Raw genomic sequence first — 23052 nt, forward strand, 5'->3', positions numbered from 1 at the left:
GGGCTCACTCACTGAACAAGGGTCAAAATCATATGCAGTCGTCCGACATCTGGGATTGGTTCCCCATCGTATTTTTCCCGCTCAAGATCGCCGTGCTGGGCGTTGGCATGTTTTATGCGATCAAGTGGCATCGGGATCAGGATAAGAAGGGGTAGCGTGATAAGACGCGCACGCGCCAGCTTTGCCCACATATGATAATGCGCAGGTAGACTCCCGTTAGGCTGGCAGAGCGCACGGTATCGAATTTCTCGCTTCACCCTCGGCTCACTCAGAGGCCGTAAAGAACCGTTACCAATAGCCGCCGACGAGCCAGGCAGAGCTAAACATCATCCGTTGGTTCTTATATAGTGGGGAGCTGATCGACAGAAAAATCATTCCATAGAGCTCATTTTGAGGAACTTGAATGCAACCGAAAGATAAGTTCATCGCCTTCATAGATATACTTGGATTTTCTCAGTTAATTGCAAAACTCGAAGAAAATGGAGAAGGATTTTCTGAAGCGCTAGAACTAACGGAGGCTCTCGGGCCTAATATCTGCTCGGTCAGCTTAGCAGGTTTTGGCCCCACAACCTGCCCAAGCTCGACTCGAATTGAGGAAAATCTCGACTTTCAGGCCACGCAGATTTCTGACTGTGTCGTGATATCAGTAGAAATATCACCTGCTGGAATTATAAATCTTCTCTCTCATTGCTATGGAATTTCTTTGAAGCTTCTCGCCAAAGGAGCCCTCTGTCGCGGAAGCATAATACGCGGCAAAATCTATCACACGAACGCGCAGTTTTTCGGCACCGGATACATGTCTGCGTACAAAGGTGAAAGTCAGGTTCGGTTTCTCCAGTCAAGCGACGCTGAAAAAGGCACTCCTTTCATTGCCCTGTCTGACCAAATTACCGACTACATTAAAAATGACACTGACGAATCTGTTCGCATGATGGCTCAGCGAATGACACGATCCGATGGAACATACACTGCGATCTACCCGTTTACCCAGATGGGCAGAAACCAAGTGCATTAATAACTCTAGATTTTGATCCAAACTATTGGATTTATCAAATAGACCGCAGTATTAATTACAGGAAAGCGGATTTACAGAGCTTCACTGATGTATTTAATCAAACGGTTGACGAGGGTGCCCGATCTAAGATTCAGCATTATATGCAGGGCTTGTCGGACGTAATTAAAGAACAGCAACGTCGACGTAGTCAACTCACCGAGATGATAGATACTGGATACATTCCATATGGGACAGTTTGGTAAGTGGTGCCAAATTCATCAAAAGTCTATTGTCTATCGCGGTAGTCAAGCCCCCTCACCCCCGCCAAAGCCCCTCCCTCACCAGCTCATCCTGCGTCAACCTGATCGCCTTGTCCAAAATCTCCCGCATCCGGTCGATCTCGCCGCGCTCGATCACCAGCGGCGGGCTCATCACGCACATATGGATCAGCGGCCGCACCAAGAGGCCGAGGTCCTGGCAGTGGCGGTCGATGCGTTTGCCGACTTCGAGATCCAGCGCCAGCGGGTTGTTGCTGACATGATCGGCCACGCATTCGACGCAGGCCATCAGGCCGAGTCCGCGCACTTCGCCGACCAGCGGCAGCGCTTCCAGCGCCTTCAGGCTCTGCTGGAAATAGGGCGCCACTGTGCGGGCATGGTCGAGAATGCCGCCTTCGAGCAGGTCGAGATTGGCGTTGGCGACGGCGCAGCCGATCGGATGGCTGGAATAGGTCAGGCCATGGGCGAACATCGCATCCGAATGGTTGGAGCGGCGCAAGTCTTCGAACAGGCGTTCGGCGATCATCACGCCCCCCAGCGGGAAATAGCCTGAGGTGACGCCCTTGGCGAAGGTGATCATGTCGGGCGCGATGCCGAACACCTGTTCGGAAGCGAAGACATCGCCGAGCCGGCCGAAGGCGGTGACCACCTCGTCGGCGATGAACAGAATGTCATGCTCGGCGCAAATGGCGCGCATGCCAGCGAGATAGCCGTCCGGCGGCACGATCACCCCGCCCGAGGCCATGATCGGCTCGGCGATGAAGGCGCCGATCGTATCTGCGCCTTCCCGCGCGATGAGATCGCGGAATTCCTGCAGCAGATGCGCGCAAAACGCCTCGACCGCCATGCCGGCGGGACGGCGGAAAGGATTGGGGCAGGAGAGCTTCAAGACCTGTTCGCTGGCGCTGTCCATCCAGTCATGGTCGCGCGGTCGGCCGTTGAGCGAGGCCGAGAGATAGGTCGAGCCGTGATAGGCGCCTTCGCGCGAAACGATCCGCTTCTTGGCGGGACGACCGAGCACATTGTTGCGGAACTGCATGAAGCGCAGCGCCGTCTCCACCGCAGACGAACCGCCGGTGGTGTAGAAAACATGCTGCAGCCCCTCCGGCGCATGACCCGCGAGACGCGCGGCGAGCTCCGCCGATGGATCATTGGTGGTGTACCAGGGCGAATTGTAGGACAGCGCCATCGCCTGTTCCGCCATGGCGTCAACGATCTCGCGGCGGCGATGGCCGACATTGACGCACCACATGCCGGCGGGGCCATCGATCAGGCGGCGGCCGGCATGATCCGTCACATAGATGCCGTCGCCTTCGAGAATGCGCCCGCGCGCCTCCGCGCCGATCGAGCCGGACACCGGCCAGGGCTGCACGAGATGATCCCGGGCCAGGCGATCGGCCGGATCTTCCGCCGCATATGCATCTTTCACGACCGCCGCCATATCGACACCTCCGGGGTTAAGCCTCTCTGAGCACGGCGCAATTCGAATTATTCTGAATGTCCGTTCAATCAATATTTCAGATTTTCCGCTTGATTTCAATCCTGATTCCGGCATTGTTGACGACAACATGCCAAGAGACATAAAAGGCATAGGGGAACTGGAAATGGGAATGACACATCTCCGCCGCGGGAACGCGGACGATGCCGGCTGAACCGCGCGCGCACTCCGCAACCGGCGGAGACTGGCAATTGTCGAGCCGCGCCGCCGGCCTGCTGCTGATCTCGCCGACCGTTCTTTATGCGCTGGCGCTACTGGCGCTGCCGATACTCATCGTGCTCATCTACAGCGTCTGGAGCCAGAATTACCTGACCATCGACAGGACCTTCACGCTCGCCAACTATACGACGGCGCTGACCGATCCGATCTATCGCGACCTGCTTTCCCGCTCGCTGGTCATCTCGCTCGCCACCAGCGCGATCACCGTTGCGATGTCCTATCCGATCGCCTGGTACATTTCCTTCCATGGCGGCTATCGCAAGAACCTGCTGCTGTTTCTTGTCACCATCCCCTGCTGGACCAGCTATCTGCTGCGCGTCATGGCCTGGAAGGTGATCCTCGGCTATAAGGGCGTGCTGAATGGCGGGCTGCTCAACCTCGGCCTGATCGACCAGCCGCTGACCTCGCTGCTCTACAACGCCAATTCCGTGCTGATCGCGCTCGTGCATTCCTGGGCCGCCTTCGCGATCATCCCGATCTTTGTGTCGCTTGAAAAGATCGACCGCTCCTTGCTCGAAGCCTCACGCGATCTCGGCGACAGCCGCTTCAAGAGTTTCCTGCGCGTCGCGCTGCCGCTCTCCATGCCCGGCGTGATCTCGGCCTTCCTGATCGTGATGATCCCGACCGTCGGCGATTACGTGACGCCAAAGCTGGTGGGCGGCAAGGAAGGCGTGATGATCGCCGCCGCGATCGAGGCGCAATTCGGCAAGGGCAACAATTGGCCGCTCGGCGCGGCGTTGTCGGTCACCACCATGATCGCGGTATCGTTGAGCGCCGCCATCGTCGTGCTTCTCCTCAAGCTGGTCGCGCGGAGGATAAGATGAAGAGCCTGAGGCTGCCCTTCCTGTCGATCTATCTGGTTTTCTATCTCGTCTTTCTCTATGCGCCGATCCTGGTCATCCCCGTCTTTTCCTTCAATACCGCCGCCGCGCCCACCCTGCCGCTGAGCGGCTTCACGCTGAAATGGCACGAAATGGTTTGGGGCAATGCGCAGATGCTGCGCGCCGCCCTCAACAGCCTGATCGTCGGCCTATCCGTGTCGCTGCTCACCACCACGCTCGGCGTTCTCGCGGCGCGCGCGCTCAGCCGCCATCGCTTTCCGGGCCAGAAGGCGGCGAGCGGGCTGATCATGGCGCCGCTGTTTCTGCCGGAAATCATCGTGGCGGTGTCGCTGCTGACGATCATCCTGTCGCTCGGCTTTTCCGCCTCGTTGATCGCGGTGATCCTCGGCCACACCGTATTCTGTCTGCCCTACGCCATGTCGGTGCTGACGGCCGGCTTCCAGAATCTTGATCCGTCGCTTGAAGAAGCGTCGCGCGACCTCGGCGAAACGGCGTTCGGCACGTTCCGGCGGGTGATCCTGCCGGTCGTGTCGCCGGCGATCGTCTCCAGCCTGCTGGTGTCCTTCACCATTTCCTTCGACGAGTTCATCCTGGCCTTCTTCCTGTCCGGCTCCGAGCCGACCTTGCCCGTCTATATCTGGGGTCAGTTGCGGTTTGCGGCAAAGCTGCCCTCGGTGCTCGCGCTCGGTTCGCTCATTCTCGTCCTGTCGATCGCGCTGCTCGCGATCGCCGAAATCCTGCGCAAGCGGGCCGAAGACCGACTGACCGCTATGGGAGCGCCCTGATGCAGAACGACATGATCGAGATCCGGCAGGTCAACAAGAGCTACGGCATCTACAAGGCGTTGACCGATATCGATCTCACCATCTCCAGCGGCGAATTCTTCTCGCTTCTCGGCCCGTCAGGCTGCGGCAAGACCACGCTTCTGCGGTCCATCGCCGGTTTCGAGCATCCCTCATCCGGCGAGATCCGCATCGATGGCGAAGAGGTGAGCGCGCGGCCGCCCAATCACCGCCCGGTCAATATGGTGTTCCAGAATTACGCGATCTTTCCGCATCTCGATGTCGCCGACAATATCGCCTATGGCCTCAAGCGTCTGCGGCTCGATCCCACAGAAGAAAAGCGGCGGATCGGCGAGGCGCTGGAACAGGTCCGGCTCGGCCCGCTCGGCAAGCGAAAGTCGCATGAACTTTCCGGCGGCCAACGGCAGCGCGTGGCGCTCGCCCGAGCGCTGGTGCTGCGTCCCAAGGTGCTGCTGCTCGACGAGCCGCTGTCGGCGCTGGACAAGAAACTGCGCGAGGAAATGCAGTTCGAACTCCGGCAATTGCAGAAGACCGTCGGCATCACCTTCGTGCTGGTCACCCATGACCAATATGAGGCTTTGGCGATGTCGGACCGCATCGCGGTGATGTTCGATGGCCGCATCGCCCAGGTCGCCACGCCCAAAGAAATCTATCAGCGCCCCCTCACCCGCCGCATCGCCGCCTTTCTCGGCGGCATGAATTTTCTCTCCGCCGACATCATCGCCGATCAGGGCGCGGAGCTCGTAGTGCGCACAGGCAAGTTCGGCGAGGTCCGAATGGAAAAGCCCCGTGGCTTCCAGACTGAGGGCGGCAGAGCCACGATTGGCATCCGGCCGGAACGGTTGCGCATCCTGTGGGAGGGCGATACGGACGCCCACAGCCTTTCGGCGCGAGTGATCAACCGCGCCTATTTCGGCGAGATCACCCATCTCGATGTCGCGATCGAGGGCTTGGAGCACAGCGTCACGCTGATCGAGACGAATGCTTTTGGCGCCGACGATCTGCCGGTCGGCGCAGAGGTCCGGTTAGCCTATGATCCCGACGGATTTGTGCTTCTGGGCGACGACGCAGCTGCGGCCCGCTAAGCCGCTCCGTGCAGATCAAGCCCGAGTTTTTCGTGCATCGCGACGGCTTGGCCTATCCAATCCGCGCCCAGATGATAGGCACGGAGAGCGTCGAGCGGGTCTTCATCATCGAGCCGCGAGCAGATCCTGTAGATCTCCAAGACCCCAGCCGACATGTCGCCTTGAAGATGAAAATGCATCGCCGCCGCATAACGCGCCCGCCCCGACCATTCCACGCCGGTCGGGGTCAGGATCTGACGCCAGAAGTCCAGATCGTCCTCCGCCATCACTGATCCTATGTCCGCATGGGCGGGGTGGCGGTGCGACGCGACAGCTTGATGAAAGGGCGCGGCGCGATCCGAACGCTCTTCATCATCTTGGTGTAGCCGAGTTCGTTCAACGCATAGATTTCCGCCCAGAGATCGCCAGTGATCTCGGTTCCATAGGGACGACGCAGACTGGCGATCGCAATGGTCTTCTTGAGAAGCGGCGACCAGACCGAGGCGGTGATCAGGCCCGCTTCCTTCTTCTTGCGGTGATAGATGAGCGCCAGCGGCGCGGGCGTATTGCCGTCGATTTCGAGTCCCACCAGCATGTGTTTTAGCGTTTTGTCGCGCCGCGCCGCGAGAATGGCGCGGCGTCCGTTGAAATTGGGCTTGTCCAGATCGACCATCCAGTCCAGGCCGATCTCGTCGGGCAGGCGTAGCCGATCCTCCCGCAACGCCGTCTCCGCCGTCACGAAATCGGCATTGGCGACGATGAAGCCCGCCTCGATGCGGGTGCGGTTGAGCGCATGGTAGCCGATGGCGCGCAACCGATGGCGATCCGCCTGTTCCCAGAGCCGATCCCAGAGCGACAAAGCGTGGTCTGCAGCGCAGAACAATTCATAGCCGAGATCGCCGGTGAAGCCGGTGCGGGATATCAGCACATCGCGGCCAGCATGGGCGAAACTGCCGATGTCGAAGGGCTTCAACCGCTCGACGCCTGAAAAACCCGCGTCGGACAGCAGGGCAAACGACGTCGGCCCCTGCAGCGCTAGGCCCGCCACAGCAGTGGTTTCATCCTCGATCAAGACATCGAAACCCACCGCGCTGTCGAGCAGCCACGGCAGATGCCGTTCCTGCGAACACAGGCGGAAATCCTGGTATCCCAGCCGAAACAGCGTGCCGTCATCCAGCACATGGCCGAAATCGTCGCACCAGGCGGTGTAGTGCACCCGCCCCGGCTTGAGCTTGCGCACGTCGCGCGGGGTCAGACGGTTGAGATAAGCCTCGGCGTCGCGCCCGCGAATGCGATATTTCGTCATCGGCGAGATGTCGAACAAAGCGGCTGTCGAGCGGATCGCGAAATATTCGAGTTCTTCGTCGTCGATCGACCCGGGCGCCTTGAAGCCGGACCAGGAATACCAGTCATTCTCCATCGACAGGGCTTCGAGCCTGGGTAGGAAAGGCGTCGGCTCCAGATTGACGAGCGCATGCCCACGGCTGCGCGCCAAAGCGTTCTGCGAGAGCGCCTGCGTCATCGCACGCCTCCCTTGGACAGGATATGCCGGGCGGCGTTGTAACCCGGAAGACCGGAAATCCCGCCGCCGGGATGCGATCCCGCGCTGGCCAGGAACAGGCCCGAAACGGGCGTATCGTAACCGGAAGCGCCGTAAGCCGGTCGGTTGAACAGCATCTGATCCACCTGCAATTCCACATGATGCCAATGCCCGCCGGGCATCGCATAGATCTGTTCGATGTCGGGCGGAACGAGAAGCTCCGCGGCGAGCACGGAGGATTTCAGCCCCGGCGCATGGGCCTCAAGCCGGTCGAGGACGCGATCGAGAAACGCTGCGCGCCCTGTTTCCCATCCCTGCTTGAGCGCATAGGGCGCGAACTGGATGACGGCCGATAAACTCGCCTTGCCCCCCGGCGCCATAGTGGGATCGCTGACACTGGGCAGCACGATTTCCATCACGGGCTCGGGGGAGAACTCGCCATATTTGGCCGGATTGAACGCCCGCTCCACCTGATTGATCGATGGCGCGATCACCAGCCGCCCCGAGAGATCCTGTCGCGCCATGCCGGTGAAATCCGGAATGCGATCGAGCGCGAGATGCAATTTGGCGGCATCGCCCTTACTGCGGATCTTGCGGATCGCGGTGGACAGGCCGGTATCGACCTCTCCGGGCGACAGCAGGCCGCCCAACGCCACGCCGGGATGAATGGCCGAGACGACAACTGGCGCGACAAGCCTTGCGCCGTCGGCAAGTTCGACGCCGGTTACGCCGTCCGAACTTGTCAGAATACGACTGACCCGCGCCCCGCTTCGCAAATCGGCTCCGTGAGACTTCGCAGCCGCAACGAGCAGATCCGTCACCGCGCCCATCCCGCCCTTCGGCACGATCTGTCCGCCTGCCGCGCCCAGGCTTTCGCCGGCCAGCCGATAATAGAGCCCCATCAGCGAGGTCGGCGATCTCGGGCCGAGATGAACGCCGAGCGTGGCGTCGAAGGCCAGCAGCCCTTTCAGCCTGTCGTCGGTCAGATGCTCGTCAAGGACATCGGCGACATTCATCAGCAGCATCCGGGCGAAGTCGCGCCCGAAATCGCGGCCATGCCGGATGAGCAACAGTCCCGCCAATCCAAAATCGACGATGTCGGCGACCGCGAACTTTCCTGGCATCGGCGGACGGCGCGACTGAAAGCGCTTGAGAATTCCCGCCTGCGACAGCAACAGCGTCCGCAATTCCGCGAACTTGCCTGCCTCTGCGTCGCTCACGCCTCGCAACCGCTCGCCATAGGCGCCGTCGAGCATGACAGCCTCGCCATCGGCGCCCAAAGCGACCGTCGACGCCAGCCGACCTCCTAGCCGCGAGAGATCGAGACCCAGCGCCCGCTCGACCTCGGGCGCGAGCCGGTTGAGGAGATGGGCGAGACCGCTGACCCGGAATCCCGGATGGAACTCGCGGGTGACGGCGCCGCCGCCGAACCGGTCGGAGGCCTCAATGCAGACGGTGCTGCGCCCTGATTTCGCCAGCATGGCCGCAGCGACCAGGCCGTTATGGCCGCCGCCGATGATGATTGTGTCATAGGATGTCATGGGCCGGGCTCATATGGGTGCGGGGCAGTTTGAGATCGCGCAGCACTTCGGCCGCGGCATTGTAGCCGGGCGCGCCCATCACGCCGCCGCCGGGATGGGTGGAAGAGCCGCAGAGATAAAGCCCTTTCACCGGGCTTCGATATTGGGCGTAGCCCGGCACCGGGCGGTTGAAGAGCAACTGGTCAAAGGTCAGTTCGCCCTGGAAGATATTGCCTTCCGTCAGGCCGACTTCGGCTTCCAGTTCCCTCGGCGTCCGCACCTCCATATGCAGGATACGATCGCGGAATCCCGGCGAATAATCGGCGATCTGCGAGATCACGGTTTCGGCGAAGGCGTCGCGGTCGGCGTTGGTCCAGTCGCGGCCTTCCACCTTGGGCGGACAATATTGCACGAAACAGCTCATGAAATGCTTGCCGGGCGGCGCCATGGTCGGATCGAGCGTGGTCGGGATCATCGCGTCGAGGAAGGGATCAGCCGACCAGCGGCCGTCCTTCCAGTCGTCATAGGCGCGTTCGATCCGCTCGACTGTGTCGGTGAAATGCAGATCGCCCTTGATGGCATGGCAGCCCGGCGGCAGAGCCGGAAAGTCCGGAAGTCCGTCGAGGGCGATGTTCACCTTACCCGACGAGCCGCGCATCTTGAAATGCTTGACGCGATGCACGAAGCGCTCCGGAAGCTCTTTTTCGTCCACCAGCTTGAGGAAAGTGCGCTTGACGTCGGCGTTGGACAAAACAAGGCGGCCCCTCACCTCGTCGCCATTGGCGAGCGCCACGCCTTCGGCCTCGCCATTGCGGATGATGACCTTGTCCACTTCCGCCCCTGTCCGGATGTCGCCGCCGGCAGCCTGGAAAGAGGCGGACAGCGCCTGCGTGATCGCGCCCATGCCGCCGCGCGCATAGCCCCAGGCGCCGACGGAGCCGTCGACTTCGCCCATATAGTGATGCAGCAGCACATAGGCCGTGCCTGGCGACATCGGCCCGAGCGCCGTGCCGATGATGCCGGAGATCGCCAGATAGGCCCTGATGACCTCGGTCTCGAAATATTCGTCGAGAAAATCGGCGATCGACATCGTCCAGAAACGCGTCGTCCGGGCAAATTCGGCGGCGCTCATATCGCCGACCTTGCGGGCGAGAAACAGCAATTCGCCAATATCGCGTGGCCGGAACGAGAAGGGATCGGGCGCCGTCCGCATCAACAACGGCTGGATGAAACGGCATTGCCTGGTCACGTCACGGGCGTAGCGGTCATAGGCCTCGGCGTCGCGGGCGGAATAGCGGGCGAATTCCCGCCGGTGGCGGTGATGATCGCGATAGGAGGAGAGATAGCCGCCGTCCCGCGTCAGCACCGCGCCGCCTTCATAGGCGACGATCTGCAGGCCGAAGCGCGGCAATTCGAGATCGCGCATGATCTCTGGCCGGAACAGCGAGCAGACATAGGAACAATTCGAGTAGAACACCTCGTCGGCCAGCTTGCGCGAAGTGGCGGCGCCCCCCACCCAGTCATTCTTCTCGACAACAGCGACCTGAAGCCCCGCCCGCTGCAGATAGCAGGCCGCGACAAGCCCGTTATGGCCGCCGCCGATCACCACGACATCATATTTCTTCATCAGCATCCCCACCGAAGTGATCAAAAAGATGCATGAACGCCATAGGCTTGTCCATATATTTTGAATGATCATTCAGCAAGCATCTTGCAAAGCCATGAAATCGCGCTAAGATTTTTGACAGAAGACAGAACGGCGATGGGACCTGGAATGAGCCGCTCGGCGCATGCGCAACATCCAAGCTTCGGCGGAGCGCCCATACGGCGGCGGCGGCCGATCCGCGCCGCCTTCGCGCATCGGCTTGACAGGAGCCTCGCTTATGCGCCTCAGATGCATAGATACGAAAGAGCGGGGCGCGCCATGCGCCCGGCGGGCGCAACGCGGACGATTACGATGGATACTGCCGAGCCGATGGCGGGCGAAAAGAAGAGCCGCAAGGCTTCCAAGGAAATACGCAAGCAGCAACTGATCGAAGCGACGATCGATTCGCTCGCCAAGCGCGGCTATGCCGAGACGACGCTCGCCAATGTCGCCGACGGGGCAAAACTGTCGCGCGGCATCGTCAACTTCCATTTCGAGAGCAAGGAAAACCTGCTGATCGCCACGCTGCAATTCATGGCGGACGAATATGCCCAGCATTGGTCGAACGCCCTGGAAAAGGCGGGGCCCAGCGCCGCCGAGCGGATTTGGGCGCTGGTCGCGGCGGATTTCGACCGGCGGATGACCACCAAGCGTAAGCTCGCCGCCTGGTGCGCCTTCTGGGGCGAGGCCAAGTCGAGGCCCACTTACCAGGCGCTCTGCGGCGCCCGCGATCTCAAATATCAGCGCACTTTCGAGGATCTCTGCGCCGAGATGAAGGCCGAGGGAGACTACGCCTATGACGCGGACTCGGCGGCGCTCGCCATCTGCTCGTCGATGGAAGGCCTGTGGCTGCGCCTGATGATGAGCGACGGCCTCACCCGCGAGGCGGCGCACAAGGCGGCGATCGAGTGCCTCGTCGGCTTCTTCCCGAAGCACATCGGCAGAGAAGGCCCCATCAAGACATAGTTTCAAACAAAGGAAAGGCGGAAGAGCATGTTGAAAACGCTTCGCAGGATCGGACTATCAACCCTCGCATCGACGATCGCCGCGAGCGTCGCCATCCCGGCCTTCGCCGCCGATCTCACCGTCTTCGACTGGTCGGGCTACGAGGACCCCGCATTTCATCCCGCCTATACCGCAAAGCATGGCGACGAACCGGATTTCACCTTTTTCGGCGACGAAGAAGAAGCTTTCCAGAAGCTGCGTTCCGGCTTCAAGGCCGATCTCGCCCATCCCTGTTCGCAAAGCGTGGTAAAGTGGCGCGACGCCGGTCTCATCGAACCGCTGGACACCTCAAAGCTCGCCAACTGGAACGATGTGCTGCCCGGCATCGCAGCGATGAAGGACCTGATGACGTCCGCCGACGGCAAAGCCTGGTTCCTGCCGTTCGAATGGGGCAATTCATTGATGATCTACCGCACCGACACGGTCAAACCCGAGGAGGTGGCAACGCTCAAAGCTTTCGCCGATCCCAAGTTTAAGGATCGGATCTCGATCGGCGACAATGTCGACGACGCCTATGCGCTGGCCAGCCTCGCCATCGGCCTCAAGGACTGGTCCAAGATGACCGACGCGCAGTTCACACAGGCTTCCGCCTTCCTGCGTGAGGTTCACAAGAATGTCCGTCTTTACTGGACGGAGAACACCGATCTGAGCCAGGCCATGGCGAGCGGCGAAGTCGATCTCGCGTGGGGTTGGAACGAGACCGCCACGACGCTGGAGAAGGACGGCCAGCCGGTGGCGACCAACGCCAATCCTGCCGAGGGCCACTCCACCTGGGTCTGCGGCTATGTAAAGCTGAAGGGCGGCGAGGCTCCGGCTGAAAACGCCTATGACTTCCTCAATGCCGTCAGCAACCCCGACATCGCCGCCTATCTCGTCGATTCCTGGGGCTATGGTCATTCCAACGCCAGGGGCATGGCCGTGGTCGATCCCGCTATTCTCAAGGCGAAGGGCTATGCCGATGTCGGCAATTTTGTTTCGAACACGTTGTTCCAGTCGCCACTACCGATCGTGCTGCGCGAAAAGATGATCGCCGAATTCGAAAAGATCAAGGCGGGTTACTGACGCGCCGGAACCGTCGGCGCGCTCCATCCGTTGCGCGGAAAAGGAGGACGCCGATGGTTGAATACCGGCACTTTATCAGAGGCGTGACGCCCGAGGGCGCCCTCGTGATCCGCTTCTATCGCTCCGGCGGAGAAATACGCGCTTTTCTGCGCGAGGTCGCAGAAGAAGGTGAAACGGACACGCTGTTTCCGACCGAAGAACTCGAGCCGGAGATCGCCTTCCGCCTCGCCGGCAACAGGCTGGCGGAAGGGCCAGATGCGCCCGTCTTCATCGAACTGACGGACGGCGTGACCTGGAATTCCGACTGGGGCCGTCTGAGCGCCTGACGCTCAGGCGAGCGCCATCTCGCCGCCATGAAAGCGGCGGCGATAATCGGCAGGCGTCAAGCCGACGATCCTCAGGAAGATCTTGCGGAAGGAAGCGGGATCGCGATAGCCGCACTCCCAGCCGATCTGGTCGATGCTGGCGGCGCTGGTCTCCAGCCGTCGCCGCGCCTCCGCAACGCGCATCTGCTGGCAATATTCGATCGGCTTCATGCCAAGCGCCTTCTGGAAGCGGCGCAGGAAAGTCCTTGGCTCCAGCGCGGCGACGCCGGCCATTTCCTCCACGGAAACCTCACATGAAAGCCTGCTGTCAAACCATTGCTGCGCCTTCAGAATATTCGGATCGCCATGCCCCCGGTTCGGCTTGAAATCGCTGTAGTAGCGCTGCTCCCGACCCGGCGGATCAATCAGCAGGAAGCGCGCGGTCTCAATCATCGCTTCCGCGCCGAACAGTCGCTCGACGATGAGCAGACCGAGATCCGTCCACGCCATCAACCCGCCAGCCGTGATGATGTCGCCTGATGTCACCAGCAACCGGTCCGGTTGGAGCGCGATCTCGGGAAACATGGCGCGGAAGTCATCGACCAGCGCCCAATGCGTGGTAGCCGGCTTGCCCTCAAGCAGTCCCGCCCGCGCCAGAAGGAAGGCGCCCGCGCAGACCGAGGCTAGAACCGAGCCTTCGTCTCGCCTGGCCCTGAGCCACGGCAGCAGCGGATCGAGATTGGAGCCAACAGGCGGATCCCCAAGGCTCGGCGGCAGCAGGAGTGCGGTGAGGGTTTCTGTGCCGAGAGGAAATCCTGTCACCGCGCCGCTTTGGACGTCGAAGACGAGTCGGCTGACAATCAGATGCGGCGACGCCTCCGGTCGACGTTCCGCTAGCAGGTCCCCGGCCACCATGAAAAGATCGGCCAGACCTAAAGCCGCGGACATCTGCGCGCCGGGATAGGTGAGGATGCCGATATGCGCCGCGCCACGCCAGTTCATCTGTCCGAATTGCCTCTCAGATTGTCACTTCCGCCAATGGCAATCTGCGCCGGCGCGGCTAGTTTCGCAAGCGGAACAGCATGAGGAGATTTCCATGAGCAAGACCGCGTTGATCGTGATCGATCTTCAGAACGACTATTTCGAGGGCGGCAAGTTCCCGCTGCACAAGACCGAAGCCGCCGCCGCCAACGCCGCCCGTCTGCTGGAAGCCGCGCGCAGAAAGGGCGACCTCGTGGTGCATGTCCAGCATGTCTCGGCCGAAGCCGACGCGCCATTCTTCGCGTCCGGCACCGAGGGCGTCGAAATCCATCCGTCAGTTGCGCCCAAGGACGGCGAGCTCAAGATCGTCAAGCAGCAGATCAACGCCTTTCTGGGCACCGACCTGAAGGCCAAGCTCGACGAGGCCGGTATAGAGTCTGTAACCATCACGGGCGCGATGAGCCATATGTGCGTCGACGCCGCCACCCGCGCCGCCTCCGACTACGGCTATACGGTCACGGTCGTCCACGACGCCACCGCCACGCTCGACCTGGAATTCGCAGGCGAGACGACGCCGGCCGAACAGGTGCAGACGGCGATGATGTCGGCGCTCGCCTTTGCTTATGCTCAGGTCGTATCGACCGAAGATTATCTGGCCGCCTGACGCCGGGAACGCGGCCCGGAACGACTCCGGGCCGCGCCTTTTCAGAAGCCTTTGAGCACGATTTTGCCCTTGGACCGGCCGCTCTCGATCCGTTCATGGGCGGTTTTGAGATTGGCCGCATTGATCGGCGACAGCACCTCGGTCAACGTGGTGCGGACGTGTCCTTCATCGACGAGGCGCGCCACCTCCGACAGCAACTCGCCCTGCCGCGCCATGTCGGGCGTCTCGAACAGCGAGCGGGTGAACATCAGCTCCCAGTGAACGGACACTGACTTCCGCTTGAAGCCCATGACATCGAGCGCCTCGGGATCGTCGATCAGTCCGAAGCGGCCCTGCGGCGCGATGAGTTCGACGACATCCTTTACATGGCGATGCGTCTCCGTGGTCGAGAAGACATAGGACGGTGCGCCAAGTCCCAGTTCGGCGATCTGCGGCGCGAGCGGCCGGCTGTGATCGACGACATGATGCGCGCCGAGCTCCTGCGTCCAGGCCCTCGTCTCCGGTCTCGACGCCGTGGCGATGACGGTGAGATCGGTCAAGGCGCGGACGAGCTGGATCGCGATCGATCCTACGCCGCCGGCGCCGCCGATAATCAAGATGACGGGCGCCCCGCCCGGAACCGTCTTGCGAATATCTAGCCGGTCGAACAGCATTTCCCAGGCGGTAATGGCCGTCAGCGGCAAGGCGGCGGCTTCGGCATTGCCGAGCCTCTCAGGCTTGCGGCCGACGATGCGTTCATCGACGAGGTGAAATTCGCTGTTCGAGCCCGCTCTGGCGATGGATCCTGCATAATAGACGGCGTCGCCGATCTCGAAACCCGTCGCTGCCTCCCCTTTGGCCGCAACGCGCCCGACGGCGTCCCAGCCCAACACCTTCCAGTCACCCGACGCCGGCGTGGCCGACCGCCGCACCTTGGCGTCGACGGGATTGACGGACACCGCCGCGACCTCGACCAGCAGGTCTCGGCCTTCCGGGACGGGCTTGGGCAGGTCGATATCGACCAGCGCATTGTCTCGATCGATAGGTCCGGCCTGCTGATATCCTATGGCTTTCATGATCTGCTCCTGAACGTGGTTGAATGACCTGCTATGTGCGCTTAACTACCCGAAATGCAAATACGCACAAGATTCGCGTATAGTGTCGAAAAGGATACTGTCATGGCCAAGGCCCGCCACTCACGTTTCGACTGCAGCCCCGGCTGTTCCGTCGAGGCCGCCATCGCGCTGATCGACGGCAAGTGGAAGTCGGTGATTCTGTTTCATCTGATGAGTGGAACATTGCGCTTCAACGCGCTCAAGCGTCACATCCCCGGCGTCACCCAGCGCATGCTCACCAATCAGCTGCGCGAACTGGAGGAAGACGGGCTCATTATCCGCAAGGTCTATGCCGTCGTGCCGCCGAAAGTGGAATATTCGCTGTCGCCGCTCGGCGAGAGCATGGTCCCCATCCTCACCGCCTTGAAAGCCTGGGGCGACGTCAATATCGGCCGGTTCGGAAAGCCGATAGTCGAGGATGATGCCGTTGAGCGCGCCGCCTGAACTCAGAAGCTGCGCTTGACCCACTGCCGGAGCAGTCCTAGATCCAGGGAATGAAGATCGCCTTCCATGCGCCGCTGAAGCCCGTCGATCACCCCGTCCCCTCCGGAGACAGGCTGATGGCGCTGCTGTTGCTATCGGCGTTGGAGGCCCTTGGTCACCAGGTCTCCGTCATCTCCGCCCTGCGGACCTATCTGAAGGAGCCCGACGCTGGACGCTATGCCGATCTCGTCCAGCAGGCGTCAGCGGAGCGAGCCCAAATCGCAAAACTCTGGCGCGACCACAGAGCGCCTGATTTGTTTTTCTGCTACCACCCCTACTACAAGTCGCCCGACCTGCTCGGCCCACCCCTCTGTCGCGAGTTCGGCATGGCCTATGTGACGGCCGAAAGCTCCTATTCCGAGCGACGCAATATCGGCGCCTGGGCCGACAGCCAGGCGCTGGTGAAAAAGGGCCTCGATCTCGCCGCGGTCAATATCTGTTTCACCGGCCGTGACCGACAGGGGCTGATCGATATTACCCCGTCTACCATCACAGCCATGCTGCCGCCGTTCCTGGACCAGCGGCTGCCGATCTCTTTGGTAGCGACTCCGGAGCGCGGCCGGCTCATCACGGCGGCGATGATGCGCGATGGCAACAAACTGGAAAGCTATCTGATGCTGGCCGCCGCCCTCGAACAATTGGGAGACCTCGATTGGCGGCTCGACATCGTCGGCGATGGACCGATGCGGCAGACGGTCGAGGCGGCCTTCGCGCATTTCCCGGCGAACCGCGTGATGTTTCACGGACTGAAGGCGCGAGACGATCTTGCGGCGATGATGGCGCGCGCATCTATTTTCCTCTGGCCCGGCTGCCGCGAGGCCTATGGCCTCACCTATCTCGAAGCGCAAGCCGCGGGAATTCCCGTCGTGGCCCAGAATGACGGCGGCGTGCCGGAAGTGGTGATCGCCGACAAGACCGGTCTTTTAACGGCGCCGGGGGATATCACCGCCTATGCGACGGCGATTCGCTCGCTACTGACCGATGAGAGCAGACGCACAACTCTGGCGAAAGGCGCGGCCCGCTTCGCCCGCGAAGAACGCTCTTTCGAGGCGGCCACCGCGCGTCTCGGCAATATACTCGAAACCCATGTCCATAAGGACTGAACGATGACCACCTGGACCGTGCTGAACGACGAGCTCACCCGTTGGGCAGATGAGGGCCGCACCGCGCCGTTCTGGTTGCGCGACGACGACGCCGTCGAGCCGACACCGGCGCTGGAGCGACTGATCGGGCTGACGGCCGACCTTGGTCTGCCTGCGACGCTCGCCGTCATTCCCGAACACACCGGCGTGGCGCTGGCCGAGCGACTGTCGGCGACGCCCGGCCTGTCCGTCGCGGTTCACGGCTGGTCTCATCGCAGCTATTCAAGCGCGGGAGAAAAAAAACAGGAGTTGGGCCTTCACCGCCCGCGGGAAGATGTGCTGGAGGAGCTGTCAGCGGGCCTCGGAAAATTGAAAACGCTCTATCCGGACCGGCATGTGTCGATGCTCGTGCCGCCGTGGAACCGAATCTCGCCCGAGATCACGACCGAGCTACACCGCCTGGGATTTCAGTCCTTGAGCGTGTTCGGCCCCGAAAAGTCTGCTCCGATCAAGCTCGTCAACACCCATGTCGATCTGATGGACTGGCATGGCGCGCGGGGCGGCCGCGACGATGCGCCCCTGCTGACAGAGATCACGATCCGGTTGAAGGCGTTGCGCGACAGCGACGGCGTCATGGGCTTCCTGAGCCATCATCTCGTCCATGACGAGAAGGCATGGACATTCCTGGCGCGTTTGATCGACACAGTCGACAATCACCCAGGCGCGACCTGGGTCGATGCGGCGGCGCAGTAAGACGGGTCAGTTTCAGACGTCGATGACCTGGCCTTCCCAGACCGAGAAGGCGCCCTGGAAATTTTCCGCCGCCATGTGATCGATCGCCCGTAACGCCTTGTCTGTGCGCAATGGCGAGTGGTGGATGAAGCCGACGCGCTGGGCGCCGGCGGCGCGCGCCAGGCGAATGCCATGCTGCCAGGACGAATGACCGTAACCGACATAGGTCGGCATTTCCTCGTCGGTATAACTGGTGTCGTAGAGGAAGAGATCGGCGCCCTCGATCAGCGCCAGGACTTCCGGGTCCAGCACGCCGGGAACATGCTCGGTGTCGGTGATGATCGCCACCACCCGTCCCTGCCATTCGACCCGATAGCCGATCGACCCGCCGGGATGATTGAGCATGCCGGTGCGGATGGTGACGCCGGGATAGGGCTGCAAGACGTCATGCGGCATGAAATCCCGACAGCTGAGATTGGCGCGACAAGCTTTCACCTCGATCGGAAACCATGGCGGCCGGATGAACTCGGTGATCATGTCCCGCGTCGTCATCTTGCCGCTGCTATGGCCCGACCATACCGTGACGGAAGAGCGAGGATCATAGATGGGAGAAAAATAGGGCAGCCCGATGATGTGATCGTAATGGCAGTGGCTGAAGAACAACTGGCATTCCGAGGCGCCCTCGGCCAGAAGAGCCTTGCCCGCCGGCAGGATGCCCGAGCCGGCGTCGAACATCAGCCTGTGGTCGCCGCACTGCAGCTCGATACAGATCGTGTTGCCGCCATAGTGCTGGAATTCGGGACCCGACACCGGCAGGCTGCCGCGAACGCCCCAGGCGCGCAGTCTGAATTTTGTGTCTGTGGCTCCGCGCCGGACGTCGTCGAGGCTACCGCCCGGCCGACAATCCAGTTTCCTGCCAACGAAATTCGCTACTGCCATTCGTAAGCATTCCCTTTTCCCAAGTTCTGGAAGGCTAGCGCATAAAATAGGCGAATGCGAGCAAAGATCATCTTGTTCCGCCCGCCTTACGATAATTTCATGCGGTTAATGAACGCTTTTGATCTGGCTGCGCGCTTCCGTTAATTCCGTCGTCGTCCTGTTGAGACGGTCGGCCAGCACGCGCATGATCTCGATGGCCATGTCGGGATAGTCGGCGATCAGCTTGAGAAACACGTCTTTGCGGATGCGCAGCGCCTCCATGGGCGCAGAAGCGCGAACGGTCGCGGTGCGGGTGATATCGCACAGAATTGCGATTTCGCCGACGATGGTGTTGTAGGCCAGTTCGGCCACCTTGATCTCCCCATTGGGGGAATCTGTCAGGATGTCGGCCCGTCCCGACAGAATGACATAGGCGGCGTCTCCTGCGTCGCCCTGATGGAACAACTCCTCGCCCGAACGATAATTCACCCGGTCGGACGCGAAGGCCAACAGTTTCAGCTTCGACGGCGCTACCCGCGAAAACAATGGAACCTGCCTCAAACTCTGTACTTCGTCCTGTAACATCATGGCTCCCTTCACGGACGCGCGGTTAGCATCAGAGCATGAACGCTTTTATGACACAAGCTCCTTAAAAATGCCGTTATTTTCCAAGAGCGCCTCATGTGATCCCTCCTCCACGAGCTTTCCTCTGTCAAAAACCAGAATCCGGTCGAACAACTCCGCCATCGACGCGTCGGACAGGACCCAGATCACCGTGGGCTTGTCTCCTCGCCTTTCGAACAGTTGCAGCACGCTGCGCAAGATCTGGTTCTTCAATCGCGCATCGAGGCTGGCGATCGGCGCATTCAGCACATAGCAAGTCGAGCGACGGATTACGGCGCGCGCCAGATTGAGCTTCTGGCGCTGGACCATCGTCAGTCTTCGTCCGCCAGCCCCGACATTGTAGTCCAGACCGATCGAAAGAACCCGCTCATAGAGCCCGAGCGAATGCAGGAGTTCCGCCAGGATCTTGCGGATACGCTCGGCCCCGTCGGGATGCTGGTGGCTGATGCGGCCGACGAGAACATTGTCCATCAGATTGGCGGCGAGCATGAATTTATGGGGGTCGTAGCGCTCCAAGGCGCCTGTAAGCTCTTTCGGCAGACCGGCGTAGAATTCGTGCCGCGCTTCAACGATACGCGCCATCAGTTCGCGGGTCAGCAGACCAAAGCGGTGCCGCGGCTCGATATAGGAGAAGGTCAGCCGGATGATTTGGACGCGGTCGTCATCGGCGACGTCTTCGAAGCGCTTGCCGCGCAGCCTCTGTAGGAGCTGCTGGTATTCCGGCACCTCGTCTGCGGCCATGAAGGTCAGCTGCTGGAAGAAGGGATGGTCGGGCGGCAGATCTCCGAACAGATCGACCGCGTTCTCCGCGATCGCGAAGCCGATCTTGTAGAAGGTCAGATCCAGTCCGGTGCTGCGCATGAAGGACAGGAAGTATTTGTTCTTTCTGAGCGATGCGCCGGTCATTTCGGGACCGACGGCCGTGCCGAACAGCAAGTTTTCGCCGACGGTCGCTTCGGTGTTGTAGCTGTTCGGCTCGAAGTAGACGACGAGATCCTTGAGACCGTTGTGTTCGAGTTCCTGGCGCAAGGCCCGGCGAATGTCGACGATGCGCTCGGCGACGTCGGGATAGCGCGCCGGATCCACCGTCGTGCGGATCGCCAGATCGAGAATATCTTTCGATAGTTGCACGGCGTCGAGAATTTCTGCGACTTGCTCGGCCAGATCTTCTGGGCTGCTCGCGCCGGCGGCGCGGTAGTCGACCCAGTCGCCATTGATGTCATAGAGTGGGTTGCCGGCTTGTTTGGCTTCGGCGAGCGCCCATTTCCTGTATTTGGCCGCCTCCTCATCGTAGACGGCCTCGGCCAGCGGCGCATGTTTGAGCCCGTAGAGCAGATTGTCCCTCAGCGTGCCCTGGAACATGTACGCGTCGGAGGCGGCGTAGGTGATGTGACGACCGGTGACCGATTCCGGCAGGAGACGGATATCTTCGCCGCCGAACAGGATTCGCCCCGTCGCCGGCCAGAGAATGCGCCCGAGCGCTTCGGCCAGAGCCTCGCCGCCCGCCGCAGCCGAGCCGACCAACGCCACCGTTTCGCCGGCGTGTATCGTCGTCGACACCCCGGTGAGCAATTGAGCGCCGCTGTCGTCGGCGAGCGAGAGATTCGCGGCCGCGATCGAGGCGTCGGCAAGCGGCTGAGTGGTGAGCGCCAGCTTCTGGATATCGGGCTCGAGCATGTCGTCCACCGAAAACTGTTCGACGACCTGCACATATTTGACCTGGACGTCCTGGCGAGTCTGGTCCCAGTCGATGAGATCCTTCAGCGGTCCGGGAAGATCCTTGTATGCGCTGATGACGGCGACGAGCTGGCCGACGTCCAACTGGCCTTTCAGGGCCAGATAGCCGCCGATCGAATAGAACAGGAACGGCGTTACGGATGCGAGAAAGTTGTTGATGAACTTGACGAGGAATTTCCACTGGTAGAGGTCGTAACGGATCTTGAAGATCTTGCCGAGCCGCTCGGCGACGTCGGCGCGTTCGTAGTTCGACGTGTCGTATGTCCGGATCGTATGGATGCCGTCGAAGATTTCACTGACGCGGCCGGACAGTTCGCGCGCCGTCAATTGCCGCTCCCGGCCGAGAACGAGAAGCCGGCGGCGCATGCGCGGAATGATGAAGCCCTGAATGCCGACCATCAGCGCCGCAACGATGCCGAGCCAGAGATTCTGCACCAGAATGAAGATCAGCGCTGTCAGCGCCTGGCCGCCGAGCATGGCGGGAGATACGAAGGCGTCCCCGGTGAAACCGCCCAGCGGCTCCACTTCGTCCTTGATCATGCTGGCGACTTCCGCGCCTTTGACCCGCTTGAACTGGCCGGGCGGAAATCTGAGCACCTTGTCGATGAGGTCGAAGCGAATGCGGCGCAGCAATCGTTCGCCGAGCCGGCCTTTATAGGTATTGATGTAAAGCTTGAAGAGACCGTTGATCACCACGAGGAGCAGAAAGACCAGGCTGAGCGCGAACAGCATCGACATACGGTCGAGCTCGACTCCCGGAAACAGCGTGACTTCTCCAAAATAGGGAAGATCGAAGGCGATGTGCATGAACATCTGCCTGGCCCCGGCGCCTTCGAAACCGTCGCCCTGAATCGGGCCGTTGACGATCTGCTTCGGCAGGTCGAAGGAGAGGAAGTAAGGCACCATGGACACTGCGACGACCAGCAGAATCCACAGCTGTTGTTTTCGGGTGTTGTTCCAGATGTAGGAGAGCAGACCTTTTTCCACGAATGCTCCTTAGTGCGACACGGCCGACAACGTATCGCGTGAGCCCCCTACGCAACGAATCGCCGCGTGAGCGTCTTCCACGATCTGGCCGACGGCCGCGCAAAGTCGAGGCTTCAGCGCCATCTCATTTCCCGATGTGACGCTTCTGGCCGTTGGTCCACAACGCGCAGGACCGGTGTCGCCGCATGGTCTCAACGTCGCCCCTCCATTAAATCCCGCCCGGCCTCTAGCGAAGCCATGCCCGCCGCCTATCTATTCATAAGACGCAAAACATCAACTTGCACCACCAAATTTACAGGTCCCATGACAAGTCAGCAGCACACCGCTTCGTTTTCGCGCGAAGCCGCTTTCGATCTCTTGCGCGGCGTAAACGCCTATACGCGAAGCACTCTCATGCAGGGGCTGGCCGAGGTCGCAGCCCGCCATCCGGAAGCCGAGATCGACGTGGCGTTCAACCACAAACAGGTCGCCTGCAAGACCTGGGCTCGCGACGCCGTCTATGACACGCTTGGCGGCGACATCGGTTCTATTCTCGTTCTCGGCGGTTGGTACGGGGTGTTTGCGGGGATCTTGTTCGATGATCCGCGCTTCACGATCGGCAAAATCGTCAGCGTCGATATAGACGAGACCGTCGGACCTGTGGCCCGCACTCTGAACGGGGCATGGGCCGACCGTTTCGACGCCGTGACCGAGGATATGTACGCCCTTCCCTATCGCGATCATAGAGCGGACCTCGTGGTCAATACGAGTTGCGAACATATCGCCGATCTCAGGGCCTGGCTCGACTTGCTGCCGAAGGGCGCGCGCGTGCTGCTCCAGTCCAACGATTATTTCAGCGAGCCGACCCATATCAGTTGCGTCGCCTCGCTCGAAGCGTTCGAGGCGCAGGCGGGGCTTTCGACGGTCCTCTATGCCGGATCTCTGCCGCAGAAGAAATACACGCGCTTCATGCTGATCGGCGAGGTGTAACCGCTC

22 protein-coding genes are annotated in these 23052 nt (G+C 61.2%); 12 read left to right on the forward strand and 10 right to left on the reverse strand.

Annotated elements, in window-relative coordinates:
• Positions 1-403: 403 nt before the first annotated feature.
• A complete protein-coding gene (locus OCK01_RS18475) occupies positions 404-1015 on the forward strand; it encodes a hypothetical protein (protein WP_263825196.1) in 612 nt (203 codons plus the stop codon).
• Between the two features lie 294 nt (positions 1016-1309).
• Here OCK01_RS18475 and OCK01_RS18480 read toward each other — a convergent pair whose 3' ends face one another.
• The gene (locus OCK01_RS18480; protein WP_263825197.1) at positions 1310-2713 is read right to left on the reverse strand and encodes an aminotransferase; all 1404 of its coding nucleotides are present in this window, start codon (positions 2711-2713) and stop codon (positions 1310-1312) included.
• A gap of 200 nt (positions 2714-2913) precedes the next feature.
• Here OCK01_RS18480 and OCK01_RS18485 point away from each other — a divergent pair, with 200 nt between their 5' ends.
• From OCK01_RS18485 to OCK01_RS18495, 3 genes are read left to right on the forward strand one after another with little or no spacing between them, the layout of a single operon-like run.
• Positions 2914-3813: an ABC transporter permease gene (locus OCK01_RS18485; protein ID WP_263825198.1), complete on the forward strand. Its 900-nt coding sequence runs from the start codon at positions 2914-2916 to the stop codon at positions 3811-3813.
• Complete coding sequence (locus tag OCK01_RS18490) at positions 3810-4616, forward strand: ABC transporter permease (protein WP_263825199.1); 807 nt, start codon at positions 3810-3812, stop codon at positions 4614-4616. Before OCK01_RS18485 ends, OCK01_RS18490 begins: the two co-directional genes overlap by 4 nt.
• Before the next feature lie 11 nt (positions 4617-4627).
• Positions 4628-5719, forward strand: a complete 1092-nt coding sequence (locus tag OCK01_RS18495) for an ABC transporter ATP-binding protein (protein ID WP_263825433.1) — start codon at positions 4628-4630, stop codon at positions 5717-5719.
• On the opposite strand, the gene OCK01_RS18500 is transcribed toward OCK01_RS18495, so the two are convergent.
• Genes OCK01_RS18500 through OCK01_RS18515 form a run of 4 tightly spaced genes read right to left on the reverse strand, consistent with a single transcriptional unit; the run spans position 5716 to position 10385 of the window.
• Entirely contained in the window at positions 5716-5985 is a 270-nt protein-coding gene (locus tag OCK01_RS18500; RefSeq protein ID WP_263825200.1) for a hypothetical protein, read from the reverse strand. The two genes, OCK01_RS18495 and OCK01_RS18500, sit on opposite strands and share 4 nt — an antisense overlap.
• An 8-nt stretch (positions 5986-5993) precedes the next feature.
• A complete protein-coding gene (locus OCK01_RS18505) occupies positions 5994-7220 on the reverse strand; it encodes an aminomethyltransferase family protein (RefSeq protein WP_263825201.1) in 1227 nt (408 codons plus the stop codon).
• Positions 7217-8779 carry a phytoene desaturase family protein gene (locus OCK01_RS18510; protein ID WP_263825202.1) on the reverse strand — a complete coding sequence of 521 codons (1563 nt, stop codon included), beginning with the start codon at positions 8777-8779 and terminating at the stop codon, positions 7217-7219. Before OCK01_RS18510 ends, OCK01_RS18505 begins: the two co-directional genes overlap by 4 nt.
• Positions 8766-10385: a phytoene desaturase family protein gene (locus tag OCK01_RS18515; protein ID WP_263825203.1), complete on the reverse strand. Its 1620-nt coding sequence runs from the start codon at positions 10383-10385 to the stop codon at positions 8766-8768. Before OCK01_RS18515 ends, OCK01_RS18510 begins: the two co-directional genes overlap by 14 nt.
• 330 nt (positions 10386-10715) lie before the next feature.
• Here OCK01_RS18515 and OCK01_RS18520 point away from each other — a divergent pair, with 330 nt between their 5' ends.
• From OCK01_RS18520 to OCK01_RS18530, 3 genes are read left to right on the forward strand one after another with little or no spacing between them, the layout of a single operon-like run.
• Complete coding sequence (locus OCK01_RS18520) at positions 10716-11369, forward strand: TetR family transcriptional regulator C-terminal domain-containing protein (RefSeq protein ID WP_263825204.1); 654 nt, start codon at positions 10716-10718, stop codon at positions 11367-11369.
• Between the two features lie 27 nt (positions 11370-11396).
• A complete protein-coding gene (locus OCK01_RS18525; RefSeq protein ID WP_412179034.1) occupies positions 11397-12470 on the forward strand; it encodes an ABC transporter substrate-binding protein in 1074 nt (357 codons plus the stop codon).
• Positions 12471-12523: 53 nt separating this feature from the next.
• Positions 12524-12796, forward strand: a complete 273-nt coding sequence (locus tag OCK01_RS18530) for a hypothetical protein (protein ID WP_263825205.1) — start codon at positions 12524-12526, stop codon at positions 12794-12796.
• Between the two features lie 3 nt (positions 12797-12799).
• Here OCK01_RS18530 and OCK01_RS18535 read toward each other — a convergent pair whose 3' ends face one another.
• Positions 12800-13777, reverse strand: a complete 978-nt coding sequence (locus OCK01_RS18535; protein ID WP_263825206.1) for a GlxA family transcriptional regulator — start codon at positions 13775-13777, stop codon at positions 12800-12802.
• 94 nt (positions 13778-13871) lie between these two features.
• Between OCK01_RS18535 and OCK01_RS18540 the strand changes: the two genes are divergently transcribed.
• Positions 13872-14420 (forward strand): cysteine hydrolase family protein, encoded by a 549-nt coding sequence (locus OCK01_RS18540; protein WP_263825207.1) that lies wholly within the window; start codon positions 13872-13874, stop codon positions 14418-14420.
• A gap of 41 nt (positions 14421-14461) precedes the next feature.
• Here the strand turns inward: OCK01_RS18540 and OCK01_RS18545 are convergent, their stop codons facing one another.
• Positions 14462-15475: a zinc-binding alcohol dehydrogenase family protein gene (locus tag OCK01_RS18545; RefSeq protein ID WP_263825208.1), complete on the reverse strand. Its 1014-nt coding sequence runs from the start codon at positions 15473-15475 to the stop codon at positions 14462-14464.
• Positions 15476-15577: 102 nt separating this feature from the next.
• Between OCK01_RS18545 and OCK01_RS18550 the strand changes: the two genes are divergently transcribed.
• From OCK01_RS18550 to OCK01_RS18560, 3 genes are read left to right on the forward strand one after another with little or no spacing between them, the layout of a single operon-like run.
• Positions 15578-15958 (forward strand): winged helix-turn-helix transcriptional regulator, encoded by a 381-nt coding sequence (locus OCK01_RS18550; RefSeq protein ID WP_263825209.1) that lies wholly within the window; start codon positions 15578-15580, stop codon positions 15956-15958.
• Positions 15959-16008: 50 nt separating this feature from the next.
• Positions 16009-17100 carry a glycosyltransferase family 4 protein gene (locus OCK01_RS18555; protein WP_263825210.1) on the forward strand — a complete coding sequence of 364 codons (1092 nt, stop codon included), beginning with the start codon at positions 16009-16011 and terminating at the stop codon, positions 17098-17100.
• A gap of 3 nt (positions 17101-17103) precedes the next feature.
• Positions 17104-17832, forward strand: a complete 729-nt coding sequence (locus OCK01_RS18560; protein ID WP_263825211.1) for a polysaccharide deacetylase family protein — start codon at positions 17104-17106, stop codon at positions 17830-17832.
• Positions 17833-17844: 12 nt separating this feature from the next.
• Here the strand turns inward: OCK01_RS18560 and OCK01_RS18565 are convergent, their stop codons facing one another.
• The 3 genes from OCK01_RS18565 to OCK01_RS18575 all read right to left on the reverse strand — a co-directional run bounded on the left by OCK01_RS18565 (position 17845) and on the right by OCK01_RS18575 (position 22077).
• Entirely contained in the window at positions 17845-18750 is a 906-nt protein-coding gene (locus tag OCK01_RS18565; protein ID WP_263825212.1) for an MBL fold metallo-hydrolase, read from the reverse strand.
• A 105-nt stretch (positions 18751-18855) separates the two neighbouring features.
• Positions 18856-19317, reverse strand: coding sequence for a cyclic nucleotide-binding domain-containing protein (locus OCK01_RS18570; RefSeq protein WP_182829714.1), 462 nt, complete (start codon positions 19315-19317; stop codon positions 18856-18858).
• A 45-nt stretch (positions 19318-19362) separates the two neighbouring features.
• Positions 19363-22077 carry an ABC transporter ATP-binding protein gene (locus OCK01_RS18575; RefSeq protein WP_263825213.1) on the reverse strand — a complete coding sequence of 905 codons (2715 nt, stop codon included), beginning with the start codon at positions 22075-22077 and terminating at the stop codon, positions 19363-19365.
• Positions 22078-22380: 303 nt separating this feature from the next.
• On the opposite strand from OCK01_RS18575, the gene OCK01_RS18580 reads away from it, so the two are divergent.
• Positions 22381-23046: a class I SAM-dependent methyltransferase gene (locus tag OCK01_RS18580; RefSeq protein ID WP_263825214.1), complete on the forward strand. Its 666-nt coding sequence runs from the start codon at positions 22381-22383 to the stop codon at positions 23044-23046.
• Positions 23047-23052: the final 6 nt, after the last annotated feature.

Source organism: Rhizobium sp. TRM95796 (genome assembly GCF_025779995.1).
GTDB lineage: Bacteria > Pseudomonadota > Alphaproteobacteria > Rhizobiales > Rhizobiaceae > Rhizobium_E.